At 69.2% G+C, this 24508-nt stretch carries 24 protein-coding genes and 3 pseudogenes; 14 read left to right on the top strand and 13 right to left on the bottom strand.

The features are described from left to right. The first annotated feature begins 9 nt into the window (after positions 1 to 9). The 5 genes and pseudogenes from ACE3SG_RS27645 (at position 10) to ACE3SG_RS27625 (ending at position 3381) form a co-directional block, all read left to right on the top strand. On the top strand, positions 10 to 978 hold the full coding sequence (locus ACE3SG_RS27645; RefSeq protein WP_374569487.1) for an alpha/beta fold hydrolase: 969 nt from the start codon (positions 10 to 12) through the stop codon (positions 976 to 978). A gap of 155 nt (positions 979 to 1133) precedes the next feature. Next, positions 1134 to 1979, top strand: coding sequence for an alpha/beta fold hydrolase (locus ACE3SG_RS27640; RefSeq protein WP_374569486.1), 846 nt, complete (start codon positions 1134 to 1136; stop codon positions 1977 to 1979). A 62-nt stretch (positions 1980 to 2041) separates the two neighbouring features. Then, complete coding sequence (locus ACE3SG_RS27635; RefSeq protein WP_374569485.1) at positions 2042 to 2440, top strand: helicase; 399 nt, start codon at positions 2042 to 2044, stop codon at positions 2438 to 2440. A gap of 239 nt (positions 2441 to 2679) precedes the next feature. Beyond that, positions 2680 to 3024 (top strand): annotated as a pseudogene (locus ACE3SG_RS27630) (FKBP-type peptidyl-prolyl cis-trans isomerase); the annotation flags it as partial. 27 nt (positions 3025 to 3051) lie between these two features. After that, positions 3052 to 3381, top strand: a complete 330-nt coding sequence (locus ACE3SG_RS27625; RefSeq protein WP_374569518.1) for an FKBP-type peptidyl-prolyl cis-trans isomerase — start codon at positions 3052 to 3054, stop codon at positions 3379 to 3381. A gap of 58 nt (positions 3382 to 3439) precedes the next feature. On the opposite strand, the gene ACE3SG_RS27620 is transcribed toward ACE3SG_RS27625, so the two are convergent. From ACE3SG_RS27620 to nhaD, 5 genes are all read right to left on the bottom strand, one after another. After that, the gene (locus tag ACE3SG_RS27620) at positions 3440 to 5035 is read right to left on the bottom strand and encodes an oleate hydratase (protein WP_374569484.1); all 1596 of its coding nucleotides are present in this window, start codon (positions 5033 to 5035) and stop codon (positions 3440 to 3442) included. Between the two features lie 142 nt (positions 5036 to 5177). Further along, positions 5178 to 5750 carry a Crp/Fnr family transcriptional regulator gene (locus ACE3SG_RS27615; protein ID WP_374569483.1) on the bottom strand — a complete coding sequence of 191 codons (573 nt, stop codon included), beginning with the start codon at positions 5748 to 5750 and terminating at the stop codon, positions 5178 to 5180. 124 nt (positions 5751 to 5874) lie between these two features. Next, positions 5875 to 6687, bottom strand: a complete 813-nt coding sequence (locus tag ACE3SG_RS27610) for a pseudouridine synthase (protein WP_374569482.1) — start codon at positions 6685 to 6687, stop codon at positions 5875 to 5877. 409 nt (positions 6688 to 7096) lie between these two features. Beyond that, positions 7097 to 8980 (bottom strand): DNA mismatch repair endonuclease MutL, encoded by a 1884-nt coding sequence (mutL, locus tag ACE3SG_RS27605; protein WP_374569481.1) that lies wholly within the window; start codon positions 8978 to 8980, stop codon positions 7097 to 7099. A gap of 22 nt (positions 8981 to 9002) precedes the next feature. After that, positions 9003 to 10283, bottom strand: a complete 1281-nt coding sequence (nhaD, locus tag ACE3SG_RS27600; protein ID WP_374569480.1) for a sodium:proton antiporter NhaD — start codon at positions 10281 to 10283, stop codon at positions 9003 to 9005. Between the two features lie 170 nt (positions 10284 to 10453). Here nhaD and ACE3SG_RS27595 point away from each other — a divergent pair, with 170 nt between their 5' ends. Then, the gene (locus ACE3SG_RS27595; RefSeq protein ID WP_374569479.1) at positions 10454 to 11119 is read left to right on the top strand and encodes a VTT domain-containing protein; all 666 of its coding nucleotides are present in this window, start codon (positions 10454 to 10456) and stop codon (positions 11117 to 11119) included. A gap of 2 nt (positions 11120 to 11121) precedes the next feature. Then, the gene (locus ACE3SG_RS27590; RefSeq protein WP_374569478.1) at positions 11122 to 13026 is read left to right on the top strand and encodes a chorismate-binding protein; all 1905 of its coding nucleotides are present in this window, start codon (positions 11122 to 11124) and stop codon (positions 13024 to 13026) included. Between the two features lie 13 nt (positions 13027 to 13039). Here ACE3SG_RS27590 and ACE3SG_RS27585 read toward each other — a convergent pair whose 3' ends face one another. Together ACE3SG_RS27585 and tsaE are read right to left on the bottom strand one after the other, a co-directional pair. Next, complete coding sequence (locus tag ACE3SG_RS27585; RefSeq protein WP_374569477.1) at positions 13040 to 14377, bottom strand: N-acetylmuramoyl-L-alanine amidase; 1338 nt, start codon at positions 14375 to 14377, stop codon at positions 13040 to 13042. Further along, on the bottom strand, positions 14377 to 14898 hold the full coding sequence (gene tsaE, locus ACE3SG_RS27580; RefSeq protein WP_374569476.1) for a tRNA (adenosine(37)-N6)-threonylcarbamoyltransferase complex ATPase subunit type 1 TsaE: 522 nt from the start codon (positions 14896 to 14898) through the stop codon (positions 14377 to 14379). The genes ACE3SG_RS27585 and tsaE overlap by 1 nt, the downstream gene beginning before the upstream one ends. Between tsaE and queG the strand changes: the two genes are divergently transcribed. The 5 genes and pseudogenes from queG to ACE3SG_RS27555 all read left to right on the top strand — a co-directional run bounded on the left by queG (position 14890) and on the right by ACE3SG_RS27555 (position 18805). Beyond that, a complete protein-coding gene (gene queG, locus ACE3SG_RS27575) occupies positions 14890 to 15987 on the top strand; it encodes a tRNA epoxyqueuosine(34) reductase QueG (protein WP_374569475.1) in 1098 nt (365 codons plus the stop codon). The genes tsaE and queG overlap by 9 nt on opposite strands. Then, a complete protein-coding gene (gene xerD / locus ACE3SG_RS27570; protein WP_374569474.1) occupies positions 15984 to 16934 on the top strand; it encodes a site-specific tyrosine recombinase XerD in 951 nt (316 codons plus the stop codon). Before queG ends, xerD begins: the two co-directional genes overlap by 4 nt. Before the next feature lie 187 nt (positions 16935 to 17121). Then, positions 17122 to 17877, top strand: a complete 756-nt coding sequence (locus ACE3SG_RS27565; RefSeq protein ID WP_374569473.1) for a type II CAAX prenyl endopeptidase Rce1 family protein — start codon at positions 17122 to 17124, stop codon at positions 17875 to 17877. A gap of 8 nt (positions 17878 to 17885) precedes the next feature. Continuing rightward, a pseudogene (locus ACE3SG_RS27560) lies at positions 17886 to 17990 on the top strand (cyclase family protein); the annotation flags it as partial. 218 nt (positions 17991 to 18208) lie between these two features. Then, entirely contained in the window at positions 18209 to 18805 is a 597-nt protein-coding gene (locus ACE3SG_RS27555; RefSeq protein WP_374569472.1) for a MarC family protein, read from the top strand. A gap of 11 nt (positions 18806 to 18816) precedes the next feature. Here ACE3SG_RS27555 and ACE3SG_RS27550 read toward each other — a convergent pair whose 3' ends face one another. Next, positions 18817 to 19605, bottom strand: a complete 789-nt coding sequence (locus ACE3SG_RS27550; RefSeq protein ID WP_374569471.1) for a ferritin-like domain-containing protein — start codon at positions 19603 to 19605, stop codon at positions 18817 to 18819. Positions 19606 to 19648: 43 nt separating this feature from the next. On the opposite strand from ACE3SG_RS27550, the gene ACE3SG_RS27545 reads away from it, so the two are divergent. Both ACE3SG_RS27545 and ACE3SG_RS27540 read left to right on the top strand, forming a co-directional pair. Further along, positions 19649 to 20173: a gamma carbonic anhydrase family protein gene (locus tag ACE3SG_RS27545; protein WP_374569470.1), complete on the top strand. Its 525-nt coding sequence runs from the start codon at positions 19649 to 19651 to the stop codon at positions 20171 to 20173. Positions 20174 to 20185: 12 nt separating this feature from the next. Further along, positions 20186 to 21148: an Hsp33 family molecular chaperone HslO gene (locus ACE3SG_RS27540; RefSeq protein WP_374569469.1), complete on the top strand. Its 963-nt coding sequence runs from the start codon at positions 20186 to 20188 to the stop codon at positions 21146 to 21148. Positions 21149 to 21157: 9 nt separating this feature from the next. On the opposite strand, the gene ACE3SG_RS27535 is transcribed toward ACE3SG_RS27540, so the two are convergent. From ACE3SG_RS27535 to eno, 5 genes and pseudogenes are all read right to left on the bottom strand, one after another. Further along, positions 21158 to 22174 carry a cytochrome-c peroxidase gene (locus ACE3SG_RS27535; protein WP_374569468.1) on the bottom strand — a complete coding sequence of 339 codons (1017 nt, stop codon included), beginning with the start codon at positions 22172 to 22174 and terminating at the stop codon, positions 21158 to 21160. A gap of 179 nt (positions 22175 to 22353) precedes the next feature. Then, positions 22354 to 23040 (bottom strand): AAA family ATPase, encoded by a 687-nt coding sequence (locus ACE3SG_RS27530; RefSeq protein ID WP_374569467.1) that lies wholly within the window; start codon positions 23038 to 23040, stop codon positions 22354 to 22356. Further along, a complete protein-coding gene (gene pnuC / locus ACE3SG_RS27525) occupies positions 23027 to 23668 on the bottom strand; it encodes a nicotinamide riboside transporter PnuC (RefSeq protein WP_374569466.1) in 642 nt (213 codons plus the stop codon). The genes ACE3SG_RS27530 and pnuC overlap by 14 nt, the downstream gene beginning before the upstream one ends. Before the next feature lie 125 nt (positions 23669 to 23793). Further along, positions 23794 to 24063 carry a septum formation initiator family protein gene (locus ACE3SG_RS27520; protein ID WP_374569465.1) on the bottom strand — a complete coding sequence of 90 codons (270 nt, stop codon included), beginning with the start codon at positions 24061 to 24063 and terminating at the stop codon, positions 23794 to 23796. 74 nt (positions 24064 to 24137) lie between these two features. Beyond that, positions 24138 to 24508: pseudogene (eno, locus tag ACE3SG_RS27515) on the bottom strand (phosphopyruvate hydratase); the annotation flags it as partial.

Below are 24508 nucleotides of genomic sequence, written 5' to 3'. Positions count from 1 at the left end.
GACCCAATGATGAAACGCCTGATCAACCCAGTCATTCTGGGGCTCGCCCTGTCCACGACCCTGCAAACGTCATCGGCAGCCGCTGCAGAGCCTGTCCCCGCCGGCACCGCACAGAATCAGCCGGCCACGGATCAGGCGTCCGACATCTCCTGGAAGACCGTCCCGACCCAGACCATCTCCGCCGGTGGGGTCGAGTTCGCGTACCGAGAGCTGGGCAAACACCACGGCGGAACGCCCGTGGTGCTCCTGACGCATCTGGCCGCGGTCCTGGACAACTGGGACCCGCGCGTCATCGACGGCATCGCGGCCAGGCACCACGTCATTGCCTTCGACAACCGCGGCATCGGGGCATCGAGCGGTTCACCGTCGAATTCGATCGAGCAGATGGCGGACGACGCCATCATCTTCATCAAGGCCATGGGCTTGCAGCAGGTGGACCTGCTCGGCTTTTCGTTGGGTGGCATGGTCGCCCAGGAAATCGTGCTGAAGGAGCCGCCGCTCGTCCGCAAGATGGTTCTGGCGGGCACCGGCCCTGCGGGTGGCGAGGGCATCAGCACCGTGGCAGGGGTGACCTACCTCGACATGCTGCGCGGCTTCTTCACGGGCCAGGACGCGAAGCAGTTCCTGTTCTTCACGCGCACGCCTGGTGGTATCGAGGCCGGCAAGGCCTTCCTGGCGCGCTTGAACGAGCGCACCGAGGATCGCGACAAGGACATTGCGGTGAGCGCCTTCCTCGCGCAGCTGGAAGCGCTGCGCGTCTGGGGGAACAAGACGCCCGCCGACCTGTCGGTGGTGAAGCAGCCCGTACTGGTGGTCAACGGCGACAACGACCGCATGGTGCCGACGGTCAACACGCACGACCTGGCGCGGCGGCTGCCGAACAGCCAGCTCATCATCTACCCCGATGCCGGACATGGCGGTCTCTTCCAGTTCCATGCCGACTTCGTGAACAGCACGCTCGGCTTCCTGGCCCGCTAGAACATGGCGCTGTACGCCGCGTCGAAGGCCTTCGTGCGCAACTTCAGCGAGGCACTGCATGACGAGCACCGTGGCAAGCCGCGCCTGGCCTTGCCCACACGCCGCGCGACGTGACGCCGCAGCCTGTGCCTGTCCACCCTTCGAAGGATTCCAGCATGAATCACACCCACCTCACCGCACCCACCCGCCATGTGGAAGTGAATGGCGCGCAATTCGCCTACCGCCGCTGGGGCAACACCGCGACAGACCAGCCGCCGTTGTTCTTCCTCCAGCATTACCGCGGTGGCATGGACCACTGGGACCCCCTGATGACCGACGGCCTGGCCACCGGGCGCGAGGTGATCCTGTTCAACGGTCGCGGTGTCGCTTCGTCCACGGGCACGCCGCGCACCCGCATCGAGGACATGGCCGACGACGCGGCGGCGGCGATCCGTGCCCTGGGGCTGCGCCAGGTGAATGTGCTGGGCTTTTCACTGGGTGGCTTCCAGGCCCTGGACCTGACCTGGCGCCATCCCGAGCTGGTGCGCAAGCTGATGCTGTTGGGCACCGGGCCGCGCGGCGGCGACCCGGAGCTGGAGCAGCGCGTGCTGAGCACCGCCGTCAACCCGGTGCCCACGGTCGACGACTTTGCCTACCTGTTCTTTGGCCGTTCGGCGCAGGCCCAACAGGCTGCGCGGGACTTCTGGGCGCGGCGCCACCAGCGGGTGGACCAGGACCCGCCGTCTTCCCCGGAAGTCGCCAGCGCCCAGATCGAGGCCAACCTGCATTACCTGCCCCGGGTGCAGGAGGACGACCCCTTTGCCTACCTGCGCGGCATCCGGCAGCCCACCTTCATTCTCAATGGCGTGAACGACGTGATGGTGGCCACCGTCAACTCGTTCTACATGGCGCGCAACCTGCCCAACGCGCAGTTGTTCATCTACCCCGATGCTGGCCACGCCGCGCAGTTCCAGTGCCCGCAGCGCTTTCTGCAGCACGCCGTGCAGTTCCTGGCCGAGTGACGGCAAGCACTGCCGCCCCTGTGTCGATCCGCCACCGCCCACCTCTTTGAAGGTTGCCTGCCATGCTCAAGTTCAAGTTCCTTCTGTGGGCCTTCGCCCAGTTGCTGCAGAGAAAGATCCGCAGCGATGCCGATTGCGCGCGCTATGTCGGCACCAAGAAGCTGGTCTTCCAGATCCGCACCGCCTCGGGCGCCGGCCGCACCTACGTGATCCAGGACGGCACCGTGCGCTCCTTTGCCGGCCTGGGCGCGAACCCCAGCTTCACGTTGAGCTTCTCGACCCCGGCCAAGGGCTTCGACATCCTGTCGGCCAAGGACGCACAGCCCGCCTTCCTGCGCGGCGTGGGCAGCCAGGACCTGGTGATCAGCGGCGACTACCGCGAAGTGCTGTGGTTCCAGGGGCTGACCTCGTTCCTGCAGCCGCCCAGGGTCATCGCGGCCTGGGACCGCAGTCCGTTCTGAAGCCCACGGCCCCTCACCAAGAGACACCTCCATGCCCACGCGGGCCGTCGGGTTGGCCGCGGTGGTGGACGTTAACGCATGAATGCAGGCCCACCGCGCGGCACCGCGTTCCCGTCATTCACACCGACCCAGATAGCCCCAATGTCCTGCTTGAATTCGCCTGGCCGGTCCACGATGGCATGATCCCCGCCTTCGCCGCGGGAAAGGCCGCGGCGCCATCGACCACGAAAGGATCCCCCATGAGCACCCCCAGCGGCCTGCAGATCGACGACCGCGTCACCGGCAGCGGCGACACCGCCAAGGCTGGTCAGACGGTCACCGTGCACTACACCGGCTGGCTGCACGACCCGAAGGCCGCCGACGGCCGCGGCCGCAAGTTCGACTCGAGCAAGGACCGCAACGACCCCTTCGAGTTCGACCTCGGCGCCGGCATGGTGATCCGTGGCTGGGACGAAGGCGTGCAGGGCATGCAGGTCGGCGGCACGCGCGTGCTCACGATCCCGGCCGAGCTGGGCTACGGTGCGCGCGGCGCCGGTGGCGTGATCCCGCCGAATGCCACCTTGGTGTTCGAGGTCGAGCTGCTGCCCACGCCCGAGCGGCCGAAGCTGCTGATGGACGACGTGGTGGTCGGCAGCGGTGACGTCGCCAAGGAAGGCGACAGCGTCACCGTGCACTACACCGGCTGGCTTTTCGACGCCGCTGCGCCGAACAACCGCGGCCGCAAGTTCGATTCGAGCAAGGACCGCAACGACCCCTTCGAGTTCGACCTCGGCGCCGGCATGGTGATCCGTGGCTGGGACGAAGGCGTGCAGGGCATGCAGGTCGGCGGCACGCGCGTGCTGACGATCCCGCCGCACCTGGGCTATGGTGCCCGTGGCGCCGGCGGCGTGATCCCGCCCAACGCGACCTTGGTGTTCGAGGTCGAGCTGCTCGCGGTTTGAGTCTTGCAGGCCCCTTTGCTCGCGCGGCGAGCAAAGGGGCCGGGCCGGGAGGCCCGCCTTACTTCAAGGCCTTCACCAGCGCCTCGAACTGCGTCTTCACCGACCGGTCGTGCCGGATGATGGCGGGCACCTCGCGGTCCACCGCCAGCAGCTCATACACCGCCATCTGCGCGGCCCGCACCGAGTATTCGACGGTGAAGACCACGTCGTCGGCGATCTCGACGAACTGGCTGACGAAGGCGAGGTTCTTCGACGACTTCGGCACCGGCAGCGGCCGGTCGCTCAGCGCACGCGGCATGAACATGCTGGTGATGTAGGGCATGCGGCAGGGGATGCAGTTGGCGTTGGCCACGGCGTCGAGATCGAAGCGCAGGTGGCCGCACAGCTCGCGCAGGATCTCTTCGCCGCTGCATTCGGCCATCGGCTTGGCGACGAAATTGCCGATGCGGTCCGGGAACAGCGCATAACCCCAGAACACCTGCACGCCGGCCGGTTGGTTGGCAAAGTGCGGCTGGTGGGCCAGCACGATGGACATCAGCCAGTTCGAATCTTTGAAGGTCACCAGGCCGCCGGTGCCGGGCTCGTTGCCGCTGAACGCCTTCATCTTGTCGAAGAACACGCTGTCCTTGAGCGTGACGGTGAACGACTCCCACATCGACTCGGCGATGCTGCTGTTGAACGCGGCCGGGTTGCCGAAATCGGGCCGGCCCTCGGCCAGCTTTTCCCACAGCGCCCAGCCGCCGCTGTCTTGCTTGTCCAGCTTTGGCGGCGCGCTCTGCATCGAGCCCAGGCTCGACGCGTCGGTCATCGAGCCGTTCTGGAAGAACACGAGGTCGCTGGCCGCCACCTCGATGCGTTCGGCCGCCCCGGCGTGTTGGTAGTGGATGGCCGTGACGACGAACTGGCCGTCTTCTTCGCGGTGTTCCAGGTCGGTGACCTTGGCGTCCATCACGAACTGCACGCCTTGCGCCTGCAGCCAGGCCTGCAGCGGCCGCACGAACGAGTCGTACTGGTTGTAGACGGTGCGCTTGACGCCGCCCAGCGTCTCGATGCGTGAGAACTCGAGCATGAAGCGGTGCAGGTAGCGCTTGAACTCGACCGCGCTGTGCCAGGGCTGGAAGGCGAAGGTGGTGGCCCACATGAACCAGAACTCGGTCTCGAAGAACGACGGCGAGAGCCAGTCGGTGATGGCCGAGGTGCCCAGCTCTTCTTCGCTGGCGTTGCTGAGCTTGAGCAGGTCCAGGCGGTCGTGGGCCGAGAAACCCATCGACGCCACCGGCATCTTGGCGCGCTGGCGGTTGACCAGGCGGGCCATCGAATGGGCTTTGTACTTTTCGTTGAAGGCCAGGGTCTCGTCGAACACGCTTCGACCGGGGTGCTCCAGCGAAGGGATCGACTTGAACAGGTCCCAGGTGCACTCGTAGTTGTCGGTCGTGAGCATGCGCCCGCCGCGCAGCGAGTAGCCGCGCTCGGCATCGCCGGCCCCGTCCAGGCTGCCGCCCATCAGCGGGCCGGCTTCGAGGAGGGTGATGTTGGCGCCGGGCACCTGGGCGTCGCGGATCATGAAGGCGGCGGCGGCCATCGAGCCGATGCCGCCGCCCAGCAGATAGGCTTTGATCTGGGCGCGCGGGGTGGTGGGAGCAATTTCGTGCATGGATGTGGCCATCGGGTGAGGGGTGCGGAGGGTCCGCTGAGCTTCACCGGGTGGCCGGCGAAGGCGAGTCGCCAGCTTCGCCGCCGTGCCTGGGGCGATCAAATGATCAGGATCAATTGGGCGGGCCCGGGGTTGACCGGGATCAAGCTCGCAGGCGTTTGCGGATGCGGCTCAGGGCCTCGGGCGTGACGCCCAGGTAATGCGCTATGTCCCGCACCTGGATGCGCGGTGCCAACGTGGGAAACGTGGCCAGGAAGGCCCGGTAGCGCTCATCGGGGCGCATCGTCAGCAGCTCGCGCTCGCGCTGCTCCTTGCGCACGATGTGCCATTCCAGCAACTGCAGCACGGCGCGCTGCCACGCCGGGTGGCGCTCCATCAGGCGGCGCAGGCTGGCGTAGTCGACCTGCTCGATCTCGCTGTCTTCGAGCGTGATGGCCGAGTAGTCGGTCTTGCCGCCGGCCACCAGCACGTTGGGGCAGGCAAAGAAGTCACCGTCGCCGATGAATGACTTGATCCACTCGTCACCCAGCTCGTTGATGTAGCTGAGCTTGACCATGCCACGCCGCACCACGTAGACGAACGGCTGCCACTCGCCCTCGGCAAACACATCGGCGCCCTTGCCGAACTGCCCCAGCCTGAAGCTGGACGCCAGGTCGTCCCAGTCCGGCAACGGCTCTGCGGCGGCCTTTTCCAGAAGAAGTCGGGTTTGTCGCACGAACTGCTGGGCCTTCGGGGCGCGCGAAGCGCCGTCCTCTTCAAGTGGCGTGCGCGGATCCGGCTTGGCCGGTCCGCTGCGCGAGCCCCCTCGGGGGGCAGCCCCCGGAGGGGGCGTGGGGGCTCTAGAACCTTTCGTGCGGGCCCAGGTAGCGCCACTGCCCGACGGGCAGCTTGCCCAGCACGACGCTGCCGATGCGCACACGCTTCAGGCCGACGACCTTCAGGCCGACCAGCTCGCACATGCGGCGGATCTGGCGCTTGCGGCCTTCGCGCAGCACGAAGCGCAGTTGGTCTTCGTTGGCCCAGCTGACCTTGGCGGGCTTGAGTTGCTTGCCGTCCAGCATCAGGCCGTATTGCAGGCGCTTCAGGTCGGCTTCGGGCAGCGTGCCTTCGCCTTGGTATTCCACGCGCACCAGGTATTCCTTCTCGACGTCGGAGTCTTCGCCGATCAGGTGCTTGGCGATGCGGCCGTCCTGCGTCAGCACCAGCAGGCCGGTCGAATCGATGTCCAGCCGGCCGGCCGGGGCCAGGTGGCGGGCGTGGCCGGGGTGGAACGGGCGGCGGTGCGGATCGTCCGGCCAATGGGTGGATGCGGTCACCAGCACGCTGGCCGGCTCGTAGCCGTCTTCGGCCTGGCCCGAGACATAGCCGATCGGCTTGTTCAGCAGGATCGTCACGCGCTGCGCCTGCTGGTTGTGCGCCTGCGGGTCGACCTCGATCTTGGCGTCGGGCAGCACGCGCTGGCCCAGCACGGCCATCTGGCCGTCGACCTTGACCCAGCCGGCGGCGATCCAGTCGTCGGCTTCGCGGCGCGAGGCGAGGCCGCGGTCACCCAGCAGCTTGGACAGGCGGATGCCTTCGGCGTCCGACGTGCGCGGGGTCGGCGGGCGCGGGGCGGGCCGCACCTGCGGCGGCGGTGCTTCGTCGCGTGGCACGCGGCGCGGGCCGGCGGCTTGGTCGGGCCTGGGCGACCTGGGAGGCTGGTCCGGCCGGGCCGACCGGGCGGGTTGGTCCGGCCTGGGCGGTCGGTTGGGTTGGTCCGGCCGGGCCGGCCAGGGGCTTTGATCCTGCCGGGCCGGCCGGCCAGCCTGATCCGGTCGCCCTGTCTTGGCGTAAGCGGGCGCGGGTGAGCGATGGGGTGCCGGGGCGCGTTGCGGGGCGTTCCCGTATGCCGGGCGCGACGACGGCGGCGCGTACGACACCGGGACGGACGGCACGGCAGGCGGGCCGGCGGGCGCAGGGGCTGCCGGGGTGCCGGCGGGCGCGGGAGCAGCGGGCGTGGCCGCTCGTGTCGCACGCTTGGGCGTGCGCTGGATGTTGCGGTCGGAATTGATGGTCATCGTGTCAACGGCCGCGCAGGAAGAGCGCGTCCAGTTCCTTCATCGTGACCTGGCGCCAGGTAGGCCGGCCGTGGTTGCATTGGTCGGCGCGCTCGGTGGCTTCCATCTGGCGCAGCAGCCCGTTCATTTCTTCGATCGTCAGCCGGCGGTTGGCGCGCACAGCGCCGTGGCAGGCCATCGTCGCGAGGATCTCGTCCTGCGCACGCTCGATCATGCGCCCGGCGTCGGCTTCGGCCAAGTCGGCCAGTTCGCGCAGCACCGAGCGGGCCAGCGTGACGGGGTCGGCGTCGGGCAGGGCGGCGGGGCGGGCCCGCACGGCGAGCGTGGTGGGCCCGAGCGGCGAGATGTCCAGCCCCAGCGCGGCCAGGTCGGCGGCGCGGGCTTCGGCCACCGCCACCTCTTCTTGCGTGGCGGCAAAGGTGCTGGGGATCAGCAGTGGCTGCGCCGCCAGCGGTGCCTGCCGCGCGGCGGCCTTCAAACGCTCGTAGACGATGCGCTCGTGGGCTGCGTGCATGTCGACGACGATCAGCCCTTGCGCGTTCTCGGCCAGCACGTAAACGCCGGCCAGCTGCGCCAACGCACGGCCGAGTGGCCAGTCGTTCGCCTCGACCGGCGCCGGCGGCTCATCGCTGCGGGCAATGTCGTTCATGGGCGCCGCGCTGCCCGCCATGGGCGCGGCAGTGGGCACGGACCATGGGGCCGGCGCCTCGCGGGCGTACAAGGTTCCCAGGTCGGCCAGGCTCAGGCGTTGTTGCTGCGCGCCCCAGGGCAGGCCGCTGGGCGGCTGTGCGGGGGGGAAGGGGCGGGCTTCGGTGGCCGGCTGCGCAGCGGCGATGGCCTCGACCGCACGCCCCATCGGGCTGCCGCCCGTGGCGGCCAGCACGCCCTCGACCGCGCGCCGCACCGCCGAATAAACCTCGCCCGATTCGCGAAACCGCACCTCGATCTTGGTCGGGTGCACGTTCACGTCGACGCGCGTCGGCTCGATGTCGATGAACAGCACATAGGCCGGCTGGCGCTGGCCGTGCAGCACGTCTTCATAGGCGCTGCGCAGTGCGTGGGCGACGAGCTTGTCGCGCACGTAGCGGCCGTTGACGTAGGCGTACTGGTGGTCGGGCCGGGCGCGCGAGGCCTCGGGCAAGCCGGCGCGGCCCAGCACGCGCATCGGCCCGGCCGCGTGTTCGACCGCGCGGCTGTCGGCGACGAACTCGGGGCCCAGCACGTCGGCCATGCGCTGCTCGTGCGTGGCGCGGCGCCATTGCTCGACCAGCTTGCCCTCGTGCCAGATCGCGAAGCCCACGTCGGGGCGGGCCAGCGCGTGGCGGCGCACCGCCTCGGTCGCATGGGCCAGCTCGGTGGCTTCGCTTTTCAAGAACTTGCGCCGCGCCGGGGTGCTGAAGAACAGCTCACGCACCTCGATGCTGGTGCCCACCGCGCGGGCCGCAGGCTGCAGCTCGCCGCTGCGGGCGTCCAGCCGCTGGGCGTGCGGCGCGTCGGCGGTGCGGCTGACGATGGCCAGCTCAGACACCGACGCGATCGCGGCCAGCGCTTCGCCGCGAAAACCCATCGTCGCAACGCCTTCGAGCTCGGCCAGCGAGCGGATCTTGCTGGTGGCGTGGCGTTTGACCGCCAGCGGCAACTCGTCGGCGGGGATGCCGCCGCCATCGTCTTCGACCACGATCGCGCGGATGCCGCCAGCCACGAGCTTGACGGTGATCTGCGTGGCGCCCGCGTCCAGCGCGTTGTCGACCAGCTCGCGCACGACCGACGCCGGGCGCTCGACCACCTCGCCGGCGGCGATCTGGCTGACCAGCTCGTCGGGCAGTTCGCGGATCGGGCGTCGCGCCACCGTTTCGGGCGCAGCGGTGTCGGGGGCCAAAGCTGTCATGGTCGGATTGTAGGAAGCTCCGTCACCCGGCCGCGCCTTGCAGCAGGTAGGTGCCGGCGCCGGCCAGGTAGCCCAGCAGCGCCAGCAGGCTGATCTTGCGCAGGTACCAGCCGAACCCGATCCGCTCGATCCCCATCGCCGCCACACCGGCGGCCGAGCCGATGATCAGGATCGAGCCGCCGGTGCCGGCGCAGTAGGCCAGGAACTGCCAGAGGAAATGGTCGGTCGGGTAGACCGACAGGTCGTACATGCCCATCGCGGCCGCGACCAGCGGCACGTTGTCGACCAGGGCGCTGGCGATGCCGATGACCAGCACGATCAGGTCCGTGCGGCCGATGGCGTGGTCCAGCCAGGCCGCCAGCCTGGCCAGCAGGTGGGTGTGCTCCAGCGTGGCGACCGCCAGCAAGATGCCGATGAAGAACATGATCGAGGCCATGTCGATCTTGCTCAATGCATGGGCCAGGGTCAGGCGCTCCTTCTCGCGCTCGTCCTTGTGGCGGTGCACCGCGTCGCCGATCAGCCACAGCAGGCCGAGGCCGAACAGGATGCCCATGAACGGCGGCAGGTGCGTCACGGTCTTGAACACCGGCACGGCGACCAGGATCGCCAGGCCTAAGAAGAACATCAGATTGCGCTCGAAGGCGCTGGTGCCGGTGCCGGTGGCCGCATCGTCGCGCGGCGGTGCCACGACGCGGCGGCCGCGCAGCAGGAACGCGGCCACGCCGAGCGGCAGCAGCAGGCTGACCAGCGAGGGCATGAACAGCCCCTTGACGACGGCGGGGCCGGTGACCTGGCCGCCGATCCACAACATCGTCGTCGTCACGTCGCCGATCGGCGACCAGGCGCCGCCCGCGTTGGCCGCGATCACCACCAGCCCGGCGAAAAGCAGCCGGTCTTCGCGGTCATCGATCAGCTTGCGCAGCAGCGACACCATCACGATGGTGGTGGTCAGGTTGTCGAGGATGGCGCTGAGAAAGAAGGTGACGATGCCCACCAGCCCCATCAGCCAAGGCAGGCTCGATGTCCGGATGCGCGCGGTGACCACCTCGAAGCCGTGGTGCGCGTCGACGACCTCGACGATCGTCATCGCGCCCATCAGGAAGAACACGATCTGCGCCGTGGCGACCAGCGATTCGCCCAGCTGCTCGCCCAGCGCGTGGGCGTCGCCCGAGGCGAGGGCGTAAACGGTCCACATGGCGCCGGCGCCCAGCAGCGCGGAGGCAGACTTGCTGATCTTCAGCGGGTGCTCGAGCGCGATCGCCGCGTAGGTCAGCACAAAGAGAACGATGAGGGTGGTCGGCATGGCAGCATGGGGCGCGAGCGCCGGGTGGTCGTCGAAGGTCCGCAAGGCGGCCCGACCGTTGCACATGCCTGCCAGTGGCGCTTCACAGCGGCACCGGCACCCGGGGCGTATTGTAGAAGGCCGATGTGTTTGCCCAGGCGAGATGCGCCGCCTGGGGATAATCGCCGCCCATGGAGTTTCTTGCCTTTCTGGTCGACCTTGTCGTCCACGTCGACCAGCACCTGAAAGACTTCGTCGCCCTGTACGGCGTCTGGGTCTATGCGCTGCTGTTCCTGATCATCTTCGTCGAGACCGGCGTCGTCGTGATGCCGTTCCTGCCCGGCGATTCGTTGCTGTTCGTCGTCGGCACGCTGTGCGGTGCCGGGGCGATGGACCTGACCCTGTCGCTAAGCCTGATGTTCACCGCCGCAGTGGCCGGCAACCAGAGCAACTACACGATCGGCAAGCACGTCGGCCCGAAGGTCTTCCAGTGGGAGAACTCGCGCTGGTTCAACAAGCAGGCCTTCTTGAAGGCACACGACTTCTACGAGCGCTACGGCGGCATCACGCTGGTGGTCGGCCGCTTCATGCCCTTCTTGCGCACCTTCGCGCCCTTCGTGGCGGGCGTGGCGCTGATGACGCGGCGGCGCTTCACCTTCTTCGACGTGACCGGCGGCGCGCTGTGGGTCGGCAGCGTCACGCTGGCCGGCTTCTTCTTCGGCAACGTGCCGTGGGTGCAACACAACCTGGAGAAGATCATCTGGGCGATGATCCTGATCCCGGGCTTCGCCATCCTCTTGGGTGCCTGGCGCGCGCGCCGCAAGCAGGCGGCCACCGGCGCCCACCCCGTGGCATGAGCATGGCCGCGGCTTCGGTCTACGCGCTGCTGGACGACCTGGGGCCGGCCGATGGCCCGTTGGCGCGCAGCCGCTGCTACACCGGCTTTGTGCGCGAACACCACGCGCCCACGCCGGCCGGGCTGGACGCCGTGTGGGCCGCTGTCGATGCCGACCAGCGCGCCGGCCTGCATGCGGTGCTGCTGGCCGATTACGAATGGGGCGTGGCGCTGCAGGGCAAGGCACCGGCGGGTGTTGCCGAGGCGGGCGCCGGCGCCGGAGCTGTCGGCGGCCTGCGCGTGCTGATGTTCCGCCAGCTCGATCTGCTGACGCCCGACGACGCAGACGACTGGCTGAGCGCCCGCGACCCGGCGGGCGACCCGGACGACACCGGGCCGACCGTGGCTGGCGTGATGGGCCTCGTACCGTCGATCGACGAGGCGGCCTTCGACGCCGCCATCGCGCGCATCCGCCACGCCATCGAGGCCGGCGAAACCTACCAGGTCAATTTCACTTACCGCCTGAACGGCCACGCCTATGGCTCGCCGGTGGCGTTGTACCGGCGGCTGCGGTCGCGCCAGCCGGTGGGCTACGGCGCCTTGATCGCGCTGCCGCCATTGCAGGGCGAGACCGATGGCGTGCGCCACGTGCTGTCGCTGTCGCCCGAGCTCTTCTTGCGCCACCAGGCCGGCATGCTGACCGCGCGGCCGATGAAGGGCACCGCGCCGCGGCACCCCGTCGACCCGGTGGCCGACGCGGCGCAGGCCGAGTGGTTGCGCGCCGACGCGAAGAACCGGGCCGAGAACCTGATGATCGTCGACCTGCTGCGCAACGACCTGGGCCGAGTGGCCGAGCCAGGCTCGGTGCAGGTGCCGGCGCTGTTCGCGGTCGAACCGTATGCCACGGTCTGGCAGATGACGTCGACGGTGCAGGCGCGGCTGCGCCCGGGCATCGGCATGCCGGGCCTGCTGCGCGCCGCCTTCCCCTGCGGCTCGATCACCGGCGCGCCCAAGCACCACACGATGGGCCTGATCCGCGCGCTGGAGACCACGCCGCGCGGGCTGTATTGCGGGGCCATCGGCTGGGTCGACGCGCCCGGTGCGGCGAGCGTCGGCGACTTCTGCCTGTCGGTGGCGATCCGCACGCTGACGCTGGGCGAATGCCACAACGGCCTGGCGCCGCTGCAACTGGGCGTCGGTGCCGGCATCGTGCTGGACAGCGAAGCCGCCAGCGAACGCGCCGAGTGCCAGCTGAAGACCCGTTTTCTCACCGGCCTGGACCCCGGCTTCACGCTGATCGAAACGATGCGTTATGCGCCAGGCGCCGGGGTGCCGCTGTGGCCGCAGCACATGGCGCGGCTGGCCGCCAGTGCCGCCAGGCTGGGCTTCGTGTTCGACGAAACCGAGCTGCGCGCCGGCTTTGAAACCCTGCGGCCTGCACTCGCCCCGGTGGGCGATTCACGCGTGCGGCTGGCCTTGCGCCACGACGGTGGGGCCGACTGGCGCCACGCGCCGCTGCCCCCCTTGCCCGAGGGCCCGGTGCTGCTGCGCTGGGCCGACGAGACGCTGCCGATGAGCCGGCCGCTGGCCGCGCACAAGACCAGCGACCGCGCGGTCTACGACCGGGGCGTGCAGGCCGCGATGGCCGTCAACGCATTCGACAGCCTGTTCCTGCGTGACGACGGCGCGCTGTGCGAAGGCGGCCGCAGCAACATCTTCGTCTGCCTGGACGGCCACTGGTGGACCCCGCCGCTGGCCGACCAGGTGCTGCCCGGCGTGATGCGCGGGCAGTTGCTGGCCGACCCGAGCTGGGAGGCCGGCGAGCGCCGGCTGACGCGCGAAGACGTCGAGCAGGCCGAGGCGCTGGTGGTGTGCAACGCCTTGCGCGGCGTGCTGCCGGCCGTGTTGATGCCGGTGCAGCAGGCCTGATCGGCCTTCGGGCTCAGGTCGCCCGGTTGCGCGACAACGGCGGGTTCTTCGCGAAGTAGCGCTCGATGCCGCTGAACAGCGCCTGCACCAGGCGCTGCTGGTAGTCGGGGTCGCGCAGCTTGTCTTCCTCGTCGGGGTTCGAGATGAACGCCGTCTCGACGAGGATCGACGGGATGTCGGGCGCCTTCAGCACCGCGAAGCCGGCCTGCTCGACCTTGGCCTTGTGCAGCCGCCCGACCGAGCCGATGCGGCTCAACACCTCGTGGCCCACGCGCAGGCTGTCCTTGATCTGCGCGGTGGTGCTCATGTCGAGCAGCGCGCGCAGCACCTGCTTGTCCTTGGTGGCGGCGTTGACGCCGCCGACCACGTCGGCCGCGTTTTCCTTCTGCGCCATCCAGCGGGCCGCGCTGCTGGTGGCGCCGCCCTGGCTGAGCGCAAACACGCTGGCGCCGCGCGCTTCGGGGGTGAAGAAGGCGTCGGCGTGGATCGACACGAACAGGTCGGCCTGCACGCGCCGCGCCTTGGCCACGCGGTCTTGCAGCGGCACGAAGAAATCGGCGTCGCGCGTCAGCATGGCGCGCATGCCGGGCTTGGTGTTGAGCTTGTCGCGCAACTGCAGCGCCACCTGCAGCACCACGTCTTTTTCTTTCAGCCCGCTCGGGCCGATGGCGCCGGGGTCTTCGCCGCCATGGCCGGGGTCGATCGCGACCACGATCAGGCGGTTGATGCGGTCTTTCTGCGCAGCGGTGGGCGGCGGTGGCGGGGGTGGCGGGCGCGGCGTGGTGGCCGAGACGGTGCTGCCGGGGGCGTTGGCCTGGGCCAGCGGCTTGTCGACGCGCCCGATGAACTCGCCCAGTGCGTCCTGCACCTCGCGGGCGGCTTCGCGCTCGGCCGCGCCCTTGTCGCGAATGAGGCTCAGCAGCGGGTCGGCCTCTTCGGTCGGGTAGAGATCGAACACCAGCCGGTGCTGGTAGGCGGCCACCGGCGTCAACGCGAACTGCTGCGGCTTGACGGCCTGCTTCAGGTCGATCACGAGGCGAACGATGCGCGGCTGGTTCTGCCCCACGCGCACGCTGGCGATGTAGGGGTCGTCGGAGCGCACCTTGCCGACCAGCTCGCGCAGGGCCGGGCTGAGCTCGAGGTTCTCGATGTCGACCACCAGCCGTGGCGGGTTGTCGGCCACGAAGTGGTTGGCGATCAGCGACTGGTCCGACTCGATCGTGACCCGGGTGTACTCGGCCGCGGGCCACACGCGCACCGCGACGATGGCCGAGCCCCAGGCCAGCTGCGCCGGCCCGAAGCTGAGCACCACCGTGCCCAGGCCGCCGGTGAGCAGGCTGCGCCGGCGCATCAGGCCAGCTCCTTCGTGGCGGCGGCCAGCAATTGCCGGCCCGCGGCGCTGAAGGCTTCGGCGCGCACTTCGCGGCGTTCGTCGGCCAGGGGTTCGATGGTCAGCACCAGATCGGGCGGTGGCAGTTGCTCGGCGGCTTTGCTGGCCCACTCGGCAATCTTCAAGCCCGGTGCGGCATAGACCTCGCGAAAGCCGGCATCGGCCCACTCGCGCGGGTCGTCGAAGCGATAGAAGTCGAAATGCGACACTGCGAGCAATTGGCCGTTGCCCAAAGGCAACGAATACGGCTCAACAACGGCGTAAGTGGGGCTTTTGATGCGACCGGTGGCGCCCAGCGCACGCAGCAAATGGCGCACGAACGTGGTCTTGCCGGCACCGAGCGGGCCGTCGAGTTCGAGGCGCGCGTCCTGCAGGGCAGGGGTGTTGGTGATCGCGTGGGCCAGCGCAGAGGCGAAGCGTCCACAGGCCGCTTCATCGGGCCAGGGCAGGGACTGGGTTTCTAGAATCGTCGGATGAGTCAAGGTTCAGGAGTCGAGCAAGCAATCGCACGGGTGGCGCGACAACTCGACGGCTGGGCTCACACGCTCGGATTCTCCCAGATCGGTGTGGCCGATGTCGACCTCTCGAGCGCAGAACAGCCGCTGCTGGACTGGTTGGCCAAGGGCTTTCATGGCGAGATGGGCTACATGCAGGCCCATGGCCTGAAGCGTGCACGCCCGGCCGAGCTGGTGCCGGGCACCGTGCGCGTGATCACCGCGCGCATGGCCTACCTGCCGCTGGGCGCGGCCGAAGGCTGGGTCGAGCGCGAATGGCAGCGGCACGATCGGCCGGGCGAGGCCATCGTCTCGGTCTATGCCCGGGGCCGTGACTACCACAAGGTGCTGCGCCAGCGCCTGCAAACGCTGGCCGATCAGATCGCCGAAGCCGTGGGCCCGTTCGGCCACCGCGTGTTCACCGATTCGGCCCCGGTGCTGGAGGTGGAGCTGGCCTCGCGCAGCGGGCTGGGCTGGCGCGGCAAGCACACGCTGGCGCTGTCGCGCGAGGGCGGCTCGATGTTCTTCCTGGGCGAAATCTTCGTCGACTTAGGCCTGCCGTTGACCGAGCCCGTGACCGCCCACTGCGGCAGCTGCGAGGCCTGCATCCAGGCCTGCCCGACGCAGGCGATCCTGGCGCCTTACCAGCTCGATGCTCGGCGCTGCATCTCGTACCTGACGATCGAGCAGGGCGGGCCGATCCCGCTCGAGTTTCGCCGTGCGATGGGCAACCGCATCTACGGCTGCGACGACTGCCAGCTGGCCTGCCCCTGGAACAAGTACGCGCAGCGCAGCACCCTGCCTGACTTCGACGAGCGCGAACCGCTCGGCGGCGCGCAATTGATCGCGCTGTGGGCCTGGACCGAGGCCGAGTTCCTGCGCCGCACCGAGGGCAGCCCGATTCGCCGCATCGGCCACGAGCGCTGGCGCCGCAACCTGGCGGTGGCGATGGGCAACGCGATCGCGGCGGGTGCCGACGAAGCCGGTGCCATGCGCGCGGCGCTGGGGGCCGAGCGCGAGGCCAGCTCGCCGCTGGTGCGCGAGCACATCGACTGGGCGCTCGCGCAGGCCCGATGAGCACCGCGGCCACCAAGAAGCTCCGCCTCGGGCGCCCCAAAGCAGCGGCCAAGCCGGCCGCCGCGGACCCGCTGATCGATGCCTTCGTCTCGTCGCTGTGGGTCGAAGACGGCCTGGCCGCGAACACGCTGGCGGCCTATCGGCGCGACCTGAGCCTGTTCGCCCAATGGCTGGCCATGACCGATGGCGCCACGCTGGTGCAGGCGAGCGAAGAGCAGCTGCGCCGCTACGCGGTGGACCGACACGCCGCGACACGGGCCACCACCGCCAACCGCCGGCTGGCGGTGTTTCGCCGCTTCTACCGCTGGGCGCTGCGCGAGCGGCATCTCAGCGCCGATCCCACGCTGCGCCTGGGCAGCGCCCGCCAGCCGCTGCGCGTGCCCAAGACATTGAGCGAAGCGCAGGTCGATGCGCTGCTGAGCGCACCGGACGACACCACGCCGCTGGGCCTGCGCGACCGTTGCATGCTGGAGCTGATGTACGCCAGCGGCCTGCGCGTGAGCGAGCTGGTGGCGCTGCCCAGCGTGCAACTGAGCCTGGCCGACGGCGTGTTGCGCGTGAGCGGCAAGGGCGCGAAAGAGCGCCTGGTGCCGTTTGGCGAAGAAGCGTCGGCATGGATCGAGCGCTACGCCCGCGAAGGGCGGGCCGAGATCCTGGCCGGCCAGCAGACACCGGCGTTGTTCGTCACCGACCGCGGCGGGCCGATGACACGGCAGATGTTCTGGATCCTGGTCAAGAAATACGCGCGGCAGGCCGGCATCACCGCGCCCTTGTCGCCCCACACGCTGCGCCACGCCTTTGCCACGCATCTGCTGAACCACGGCGCCGATCTGCGCGCGGTGCAGATGCTGCTCGGCCATGCCGACATCTCGACGACCACGATCTACACCCACGTGGCGCGCGAGCGGCTGAAGGCACTGCACGCCAAGCACCATCCGCGGGGATGAGGCTCGGCGATCAGATGCCTCTGCGCTTCAAACATGCCAGGGCAGCCGCCACCGCGGCGCCGTCCGTTTCGAGACCGAGACCGACATCCCGGAACTCACCATGTCTTCTGCAGGGTGCGCGGCATGCCCGCTCGCCAGGCTGTCGGTGCAGCCACGCCCAGAATCTCCACCACACAGCAAAACAATCGTGACCAGCACCGTACAGGCCGCACACCGGCCCCGCACCTCATCCCACGGCGGCGTGGTCGCCGTTTTCTCGGCGGCCATCGGGCCGGCGCTGTGTGCTGCGCTCTACGCCGCCGGCGCCTGCCGCGGCCCGGTGCCGATGGCGGTATCGCTGGTCCTGGCCGCGCTGCTGTATGGCAGCGTCCGCCTGACCGGCCGCCAGGCCACGGTGTGCTTCGCACTGGCGGGGGCGGTGATCCTGGCGATGGCCGCGGGCGTGGTGCCGGGCTTCACGCGGCTGGCAGTGGGCCACTTGTCGATCAACAGCCCGAAGGCGTTGGCCGGGCTGGCCGCGCTCGCGATGTTCCCCTCGTTCTGGGCCTGGAACCGGCGCTGCAGCTTCATCGCGTTGGCCTGCCTGGTGGGTGTGCCGCTGCTCGCACTGTCGGTCGGTTGGGTGCGTTGGGCGCCGGCGGCCCCAGGTACGCTGCTCGCATTCGCCGTGAGCAACGTGTTCACCGTGATCGCCGAGGAATGGTTCTTCCGCCACTGGGTCCAGCGCCCGCTGGCGCGCTGGAGCGCCTTGGCCGCCGTGGTCGTCAGTGCCGCGCTGTTCGGCCTGGTGCATCTGGGCGGTGGTGTGGTCTTCGCCGGCTTGGCCGCCGCGGCCGGCCTGGCCTATGCCGGCGTCTACGCCGCCAGCCGTGGCAGCATCTGGGCCGCCGTGGCTCTGCACTGGGTGCTCAACCTGCTGCGCATCGCGCTGTTCGGCCTCTGAAAGGAACATCCAAGCTCGAACGCATCGGCCACGGGCCGAAGCCGCTGGAGATCGTGGTGGTCAACACCCGCGCCGGCTCGCGCTACGGCCAGGCCGACTACGCCTCGGCCGGCTGGACGCGGGCGGTGGCGATCTTCGACGAGCGGTTGTTGGCGTCGGGCGGTTGAGGCCGGCGCGTTGGCCGTCGAGCGGGATGGCGCAATGGGGAAAAGCGACAGCGTCCGCGCAACAACCCGTCTAGCGCGACAGATGTCGGCAGGTGCAAGAGTTTGGGTTGAGCGGAAGGTGCAGTGCACCTGGGGCGGGCGGCGGCCGGGCACAATCGCCGCCCATGGACCACACCTTCGTCTCCGCTTTCGTGCTGCTGTTGCTGGTGCTGGACCCGTTCGGCAGCCTGCCGATCTTCATCTCGGTGCTGCGCGGCGTGGCACCCGAGCGGCGCACCATCGTCGCGGTGCGCGAGGTGTCGATCGCCTTCGGCGTGCTGCTGGCCTTCATGTTCACCGGCCAGGGTTTCCTGAGCCTGATGCACCTGTCAGAGCGCTCGCTCGAAGTGGCCGGCGGCGTGATCCTGCTGATCATCGCGATCCGCATGATCTTCGCCTCGGGCGGCGAGATCTACGCGACCGACAGCCAGCGCGAGCCGATGATCTTTCCGCTCGCGGTGCCGCTCTTGGCCGGCCCATCGGCCATGGCCACCGTGCTGCTGCTGGCCTCGCGCCAGCCCGAGCGCATCATGCATTGGATCGGCGCGCTGACCCTGGCGATGGCGATCAGCGGCATCGTGCTGCTGTCGGCCGAGCGCATCCGCAAGCTGCTGGGCACACCGATGGTGTCGGCGCTCGAAAAGCTGATGGGCCTGGTGCTGACCGCGATCGCGGTCGAGATGATCCTGGCCGGGCTGAAGCGCTATTTCTTCGAGGGCTGACCCAGGCCAGCTCAGTGGCCGAGGCGCGCGATCTCGTCGGCGTCGAAGCCGGCGGCGCGGCGCGCGTCGAGATTGAACGGACCTTTCAGCCGCGGCGCACCGTAGCGCGTGGCGAATTCGGCGTAGCTGGCGATGGGGTCGAGGCCGTCGCGTTCGCACAGCCAGCGGTACCAGTGGTTGCCGATCGCCACATGGCCGATCTCGTCGCGCAGGATGATGTCGAGGATCTCGACCGCGCGCAGATCGCCGGCCTTGCGCAGCTTGGCCTGCATCGGCGGCGTGGCGTCCAGGCCGCGGGCTTCGAGCGTGCGGGGCACCAGCGCCATGCGGGCGGTGATGTCGTCGCGGGTCTTCTCGGCCATGCTCCACAGGCCGTCATGCGCCTCGAAGTCGCCGTAGTCGTGGCCCATCGACTGCAGGTGGGTGCGCAGCAGTTGGAAGTGCAGCGCCTCTTCGCCGGCCACCTGCAGCCAGTCGCGGTAGAAGCGCTCGGGCATGCCGGCAAAGCGCCAGGCCGCGTCCAGCGCCAGGTTGATGGCGTTGAACTCGATGTGGCACACCGCATGCAGCAGCGCGGCGCGGCCTTCGGGCGTGAACGGGGTGCGGCGCGGCACCTGTTCGGGCGGCACCAGCAGCGGCTGCGCCGGGCGGCCGGGCAGGGCGGGCGGCGGCACCAGCACGGCGCGGGTGTCCAGCGCGGCGCCGGCCCGGCTTGCTTCGAGCAGCTCGCGCGCCTGCCGGGCCTTCGATTCGGGCTCGGCGACGCACAAGACCTTCAACGCCTGTGCACGGACTTCCATCCGTAAAATTATCGCCTTGCCCACCACGAGAACCAGAGCAGCCATGGCCATCTACCAGCTGGGCGACCACCACATTCCCCGCATCGACGACAGCGCCTGGGTGGCCGAATCGGCCCAGGTGATCGGGCGAGTGGCCTTGGCGGCCGATGCCAGCATCTGGTATGGCGCGGTGCTGCGCGGCGACAACGACTGGATCACCATCGGCGAGCGCAGCAACATCCAGGACCTGAGCGTGCTGCACACCGATGCCGGCATCCCGCTGACGATCGGCGCCGATGTGACGGTGGGCCACCAGGTGATGCTGCACGGCTGCACGGTCGGCGACGGCTCGCTGATCGGCATCCAGTCGGTGGTCTTGAATGGCGCGCGCATCGGCAAGAACTGCATCGTCGGCGCCGGCGCGCTGGTCACCGAAGGCAAGGAGTTTCCGGACGGTGTGCTGATCGTCGGCAGCCCGGCCAAGGTGGTGCGCGAGCTGACGCCCGAGCAGATCGAGCGGCTGAAGATGAGCGCCGCGCACTATGTGGACAACGCACGCCGGCACCGCCTGCACCTGAAAAAGCTTTGAAGAAGTCTCCCCATGGATGAATTGCACAAGTTCCTGTTCGAAGGCCTGCCGGTGCGCGGCATGCTGGTGCGGCTGACGGACGGTTGGCGCGAATCGCTCGCGCGGCGCGAGACGGTGGGCCCGTTTCCGCCGCCGGTGCGTGCGCTGCTGGGCGAGATGGCGGCGGCCGCGACGCTGATGCAGGCCAACATCAAGTTCAACGGCTCGCTGATCCTGCAGGTCTTCGGCGACGGGCCGGTCAAGCTGGCGGTGGCCGAGGCCCGCTCGGACCTGAGCTTTCGCGCGACCGCCAAGGTGATCGGCGAGGTGCCCGACGGCGCCCAGCTGGAGGCGATGCTCAATGTGCACGGCAAGGGCCGCTGCGCGATCACGCTCGACCCGCAGGACCGCCTGCCGGGCCAGCAGCCCTACCAGGGCGTGGTGCCGTTGCACGGTGACCGGCGCGAGCCGCTGCAGCAGCTGTCGCAGGTGCTGGAGCACTACATGCTGCAGTCCGAGCAGCTGGACACCCGGCTGGTGCTGGCGGCCAACGACGAGGTGGCGGCCGGCCTGCTGATCCAGCGCCTGCCGATCCAGGGCGAGAACAACCTGTCGGGCATCAACGTGGCCAACGAAGACCAGATCGGCCAGTCCGAGGGCTTCAATCGCATTGCGCACCTGGCCGCCACGCTGACGGCCGCAGAGCTACTGACGCTGGATGCCAACACCATCTTGCGCCGCCTGTTCTGGGAAGAGCAGGTGCTGCGCTTCGAGCCGCTGGCACCGAGCTTTGCCTGTTCGTGCTCACGCACGCGGGTGCGGGCGATGCTGGGCGGGCTGGGCCGCGAAGAGGCCGATTCGATCCTGGCCGAGCGGGGCAACATCGAGATCGGCTGCGAATTCTGCGGCCAGCAGTACCACTTCGACGCGGTCGACGTGGGCGAGCTGTTCACGCCGGGGCGCGACCAGCCGCCGGCGTCGGCTTCGCTGCAGTAGCCCGCGCCGTCAGTTGAACGGTTGCGGCCGCGGCGTCTTGTCGCCAGAGGGTGGCAACACCGGCAAGACGATGGCCGGCTGATCGCCGGTCAGCGTCTTCAGGAACGCGACGATTTTGTCGTTCTCGTCGGCAGTGAAGCGGCGGCCGAGCTGCACTTGCCCCATCACGTCCACGGCGTCGTGCAGCGTCGCGGCCGAGCCGTCGTGGAAGTAGGGGTAGGTCAGCTCGATGTTGCGAAGCGTCGGGACCTTGAAGTAGTACTTGTCGGCCTCCTGCTTGGTGACCTCGTAGCGGCCCAGCGAGCTGCTGCTGCTCTTGAACGGTGACACCAGGCCCATCTTCTGGAACGAGCCACCGCCCACCGCGGCGCCGTTGTGGCAGGCCACGCAGCCGCTGCCCTTGAAGAGTTGATAGCCGGCCAGCTCTTGGGCGCTGAGCGCCTTGGTGTCGCCCTGCAGCCATTGGTCGAAACGCGAATTCGGCGTGACCAGCGTCTTTTCGAATTCGGCGATGGCCTGCGTCACCTGCTCGATGTCGAGCGGGGCCTTTTTGTAGACCCGGGTGAATTCATCGACGTACTGCGGGATCGATCGCAGCACGTCGACCGCCATCTCGTGCGAGAAGCCCATCTCGCCCGGGTTGGCGATCGGCCCGCCGGCCTGGGCCTTCAGGTCGGCCGCGCGGCCGTCCCAGAACTGAGCCACGTTGAAGCTGGCATTGAGCACCGTGGGCGCATTGATCGGGCCCTGCGCCCAGTGGTGCCCGATGGACGACCGGACGTTGTCGGTGCCGCCCATCGACAGGTTGTGGCACGAGTTGCACGAGATGAAGCCCGACCGGGACAGGCGCGGATCGAAGAAGAGCTTCTTGCCCAGCTCGACCATCTGGCGGTCGGCGGGTGGTGTGCGAACGATCGGCTGGATCGGTTCGGCGCTGGTCGTCGAGGCGACGGCGGCAACGCCCATCGCGCCTGCCGCACCGGCAGCGGCCATCGCGAGGGCCAGGGTGCGCAATCGTAGTTTCATCGGATCTCCTTCCTCAGGTTGTCGTTGTTGCGGCGGGCGCGGTCGCGCCTGTCGCTACGGTGAGTGCTGGAGGGGAGGTTGTCGGGTCAATGACCAACGGCACTGGCGCACGGGTGGCGCCGTGGGGGATCTGCGGGTGGGCGCCGGCGCCTGCCTCGCGGCCGGCCGAGGCGGGCGTGTCAGCGCCGGCGAAGGCGCAGCGCCGCGTGCTCGCAATCCGGCACGTCGCAACTCTCGCAGACCCAGCGCCACTCGGGCTGCGCGGCGTCGCGCTCGGCCAGGCGGGTGAACAGGCCGGGGGTCGGTGAGTCGTTGCGGCGCAGGTGGGGCGCGAGGGCATCGAGCGCCGCCTCGACCCGCGCAGGGCCGAGCCCACCGACAACGACGAAGGGCAAGCCGGACCCGACCAGCGCCGTGCGCAGCATCGTGTCGACCGGCTCGCGCACATGGGCGCCGTCGCGCTGGTGGCCGTCGGCTTGCCAGGGCAGGTCCAGCGCGGTCAGCAGGGTCAGCTTGCAGCGGCGCTGCCAGGCGATCGCCGCCGCGTCCATCGAGCCGTCGCCGAAGACGTGGCGGTGGTAGATGGCGGTCATCAGCGGGGTCGTGTCGGCGATCACGATGTCGTGGCCGGCTGCGGCCGCCTCGATGCGGCGGGCCTGTTCGGCGGCGATCGTCTCTTGCTCGTGCGCGGCCGGCGTGCGCCCTTCGCGCTCGCACCACTCGCGCAGGTACTCGGGCACCCAGGTGCTGCGCCAGCCGGTGGCCTGCAGCAGTTGTGTGGCCAGTGCTTCGGCGAGCGTGCTCTTGCCGGTGCTTTCGGCGCCGACGATCGCGAAGACCCAGGGTGGCGTGTCAGTGCCGGGCATCGACATGCCCCTCGAGGCGCGCCCACGCGCGCCAGCCGGCCACCGACAGCACGGCGAAGATCGCGTAGAGGATGACCGTGAGCCACAGCATCTTGTAGGCGAACAGGCCGATGCTGACCACGTTCACGGCCAGCCACACCGGCCAGTTCTCGATCAGCTTGCGGCCCAGCAGAACCTGGCCGGTGACGCTGGCCACGGTGGGCAAGGCGTCGAAGAAGGGCACGTCCGACGTCGTGAGGCGCCCGAGCAGCAGCCCGAGCAAGGGCCAGGCGGCCAGCGTCAGCAACGCGGCTCGGGCCCTTTGCGGCAGGCTGAGGCGGTGCACCTTCAGCTCGGCCCCGTCATCACCGCGGCCGCGCAGCCATTGCCACCAGCCCCAGCCCGACACGGCCACGAAGAACAGCTGCAGGCTGGCCTCGCCGAAGAGCTTGCTCTGGGCGAACAGCAGTGCGTACAGCAACGAGCTGACGATCGCCAGCGGCCAACCCAGCGGATTGACCCGCATGTTGCAGCCGACCATCCAGATCGACAGCACGAAGGCGACGACTTCGAGCCAGGTGGTCGGGCTGCCCCAGAGCGTGAACGCTTCAACCAGCAACGGGGAAGTCAGATCAAGGAGCTCGTTCATCACAATCGCGCGTATATCAGGCGCGCGAAGCGTCGCCGCCCTTCAAGTGGCGTGCGCGGGTCCGGCTTTGCCGGTCCGCTGCGCGAGCCCCCTTGGGGAGCAGCCCCGGGAGGGGCGTGGGGGCCTCACTTCGCGACCACCACGAGTAATTCGTCCGGCCGCACCATGCCCAGCTCGCGCCGGGCCTTTTCTTCGACCATCTCGGTGCCCTCGCGCAGGTCGGCCACTTCGGCGGCCAACTGCTCGTTGCGGGCGCGCGCCTCGGCGTTTTCGGCGAGCTGTTGCTTCAGCTCGCTGCGCAAGGCGATTTCATGCGGCACGCCACCCTTGCCGAACCAAAGCTCCGCGTGAACCATCAGCAGCAGCGCGGCGAGGGCAAGGGGCAGCAGACGCATGGGGTGGTGATCGAGGGTGAGGGGCGCTTGCTCAGGCCGGCGCCGGTTTACCCGGCGCCGGGTGCCCCAAGGGCTTAGCGGAGGTTGTAGAACGCGCCGCGGCCAGGGTAGAACGCGATGTCGCCCAGGTCTTCTTCGATGCGCAGCAGCTGGTTGTACTTGGCCATGCGGTCGCTGCGGCTCAACGAGCCGGTCTTGATCTGGCCAGCGTTCAGGCCCACGGCGATGTCGGCGATGGTCGAGTCTTCGGTCTCGCCCGAGCGGTGGCTGATCACGGCGGTGTAGCCGGCGCGCTTGGCCATCTCGATCGCGGCGAAGGTCTCGGTCAGCGTGCCGATCTGATTGATCTTGATCAGGATCGAGTTGGCGATGCCCTTGTCGATGCCTTCTTTCAGGATCTTGGTGTTGGTGACGAACAGGTCGTCGCCCACCAGCTGCACCTTCT

The organism is Ideonella sp. (genome assembly GCF_041914305.1).
Lineage (GTDB): Bacteria > Pseudomonadota > Gammaproteobacteria > Burkholderiales > Burkholderiaceae_C > Ideonella.
This window is presented reverse-complemented; position numbering and strand designations above follow the sequence as displayed.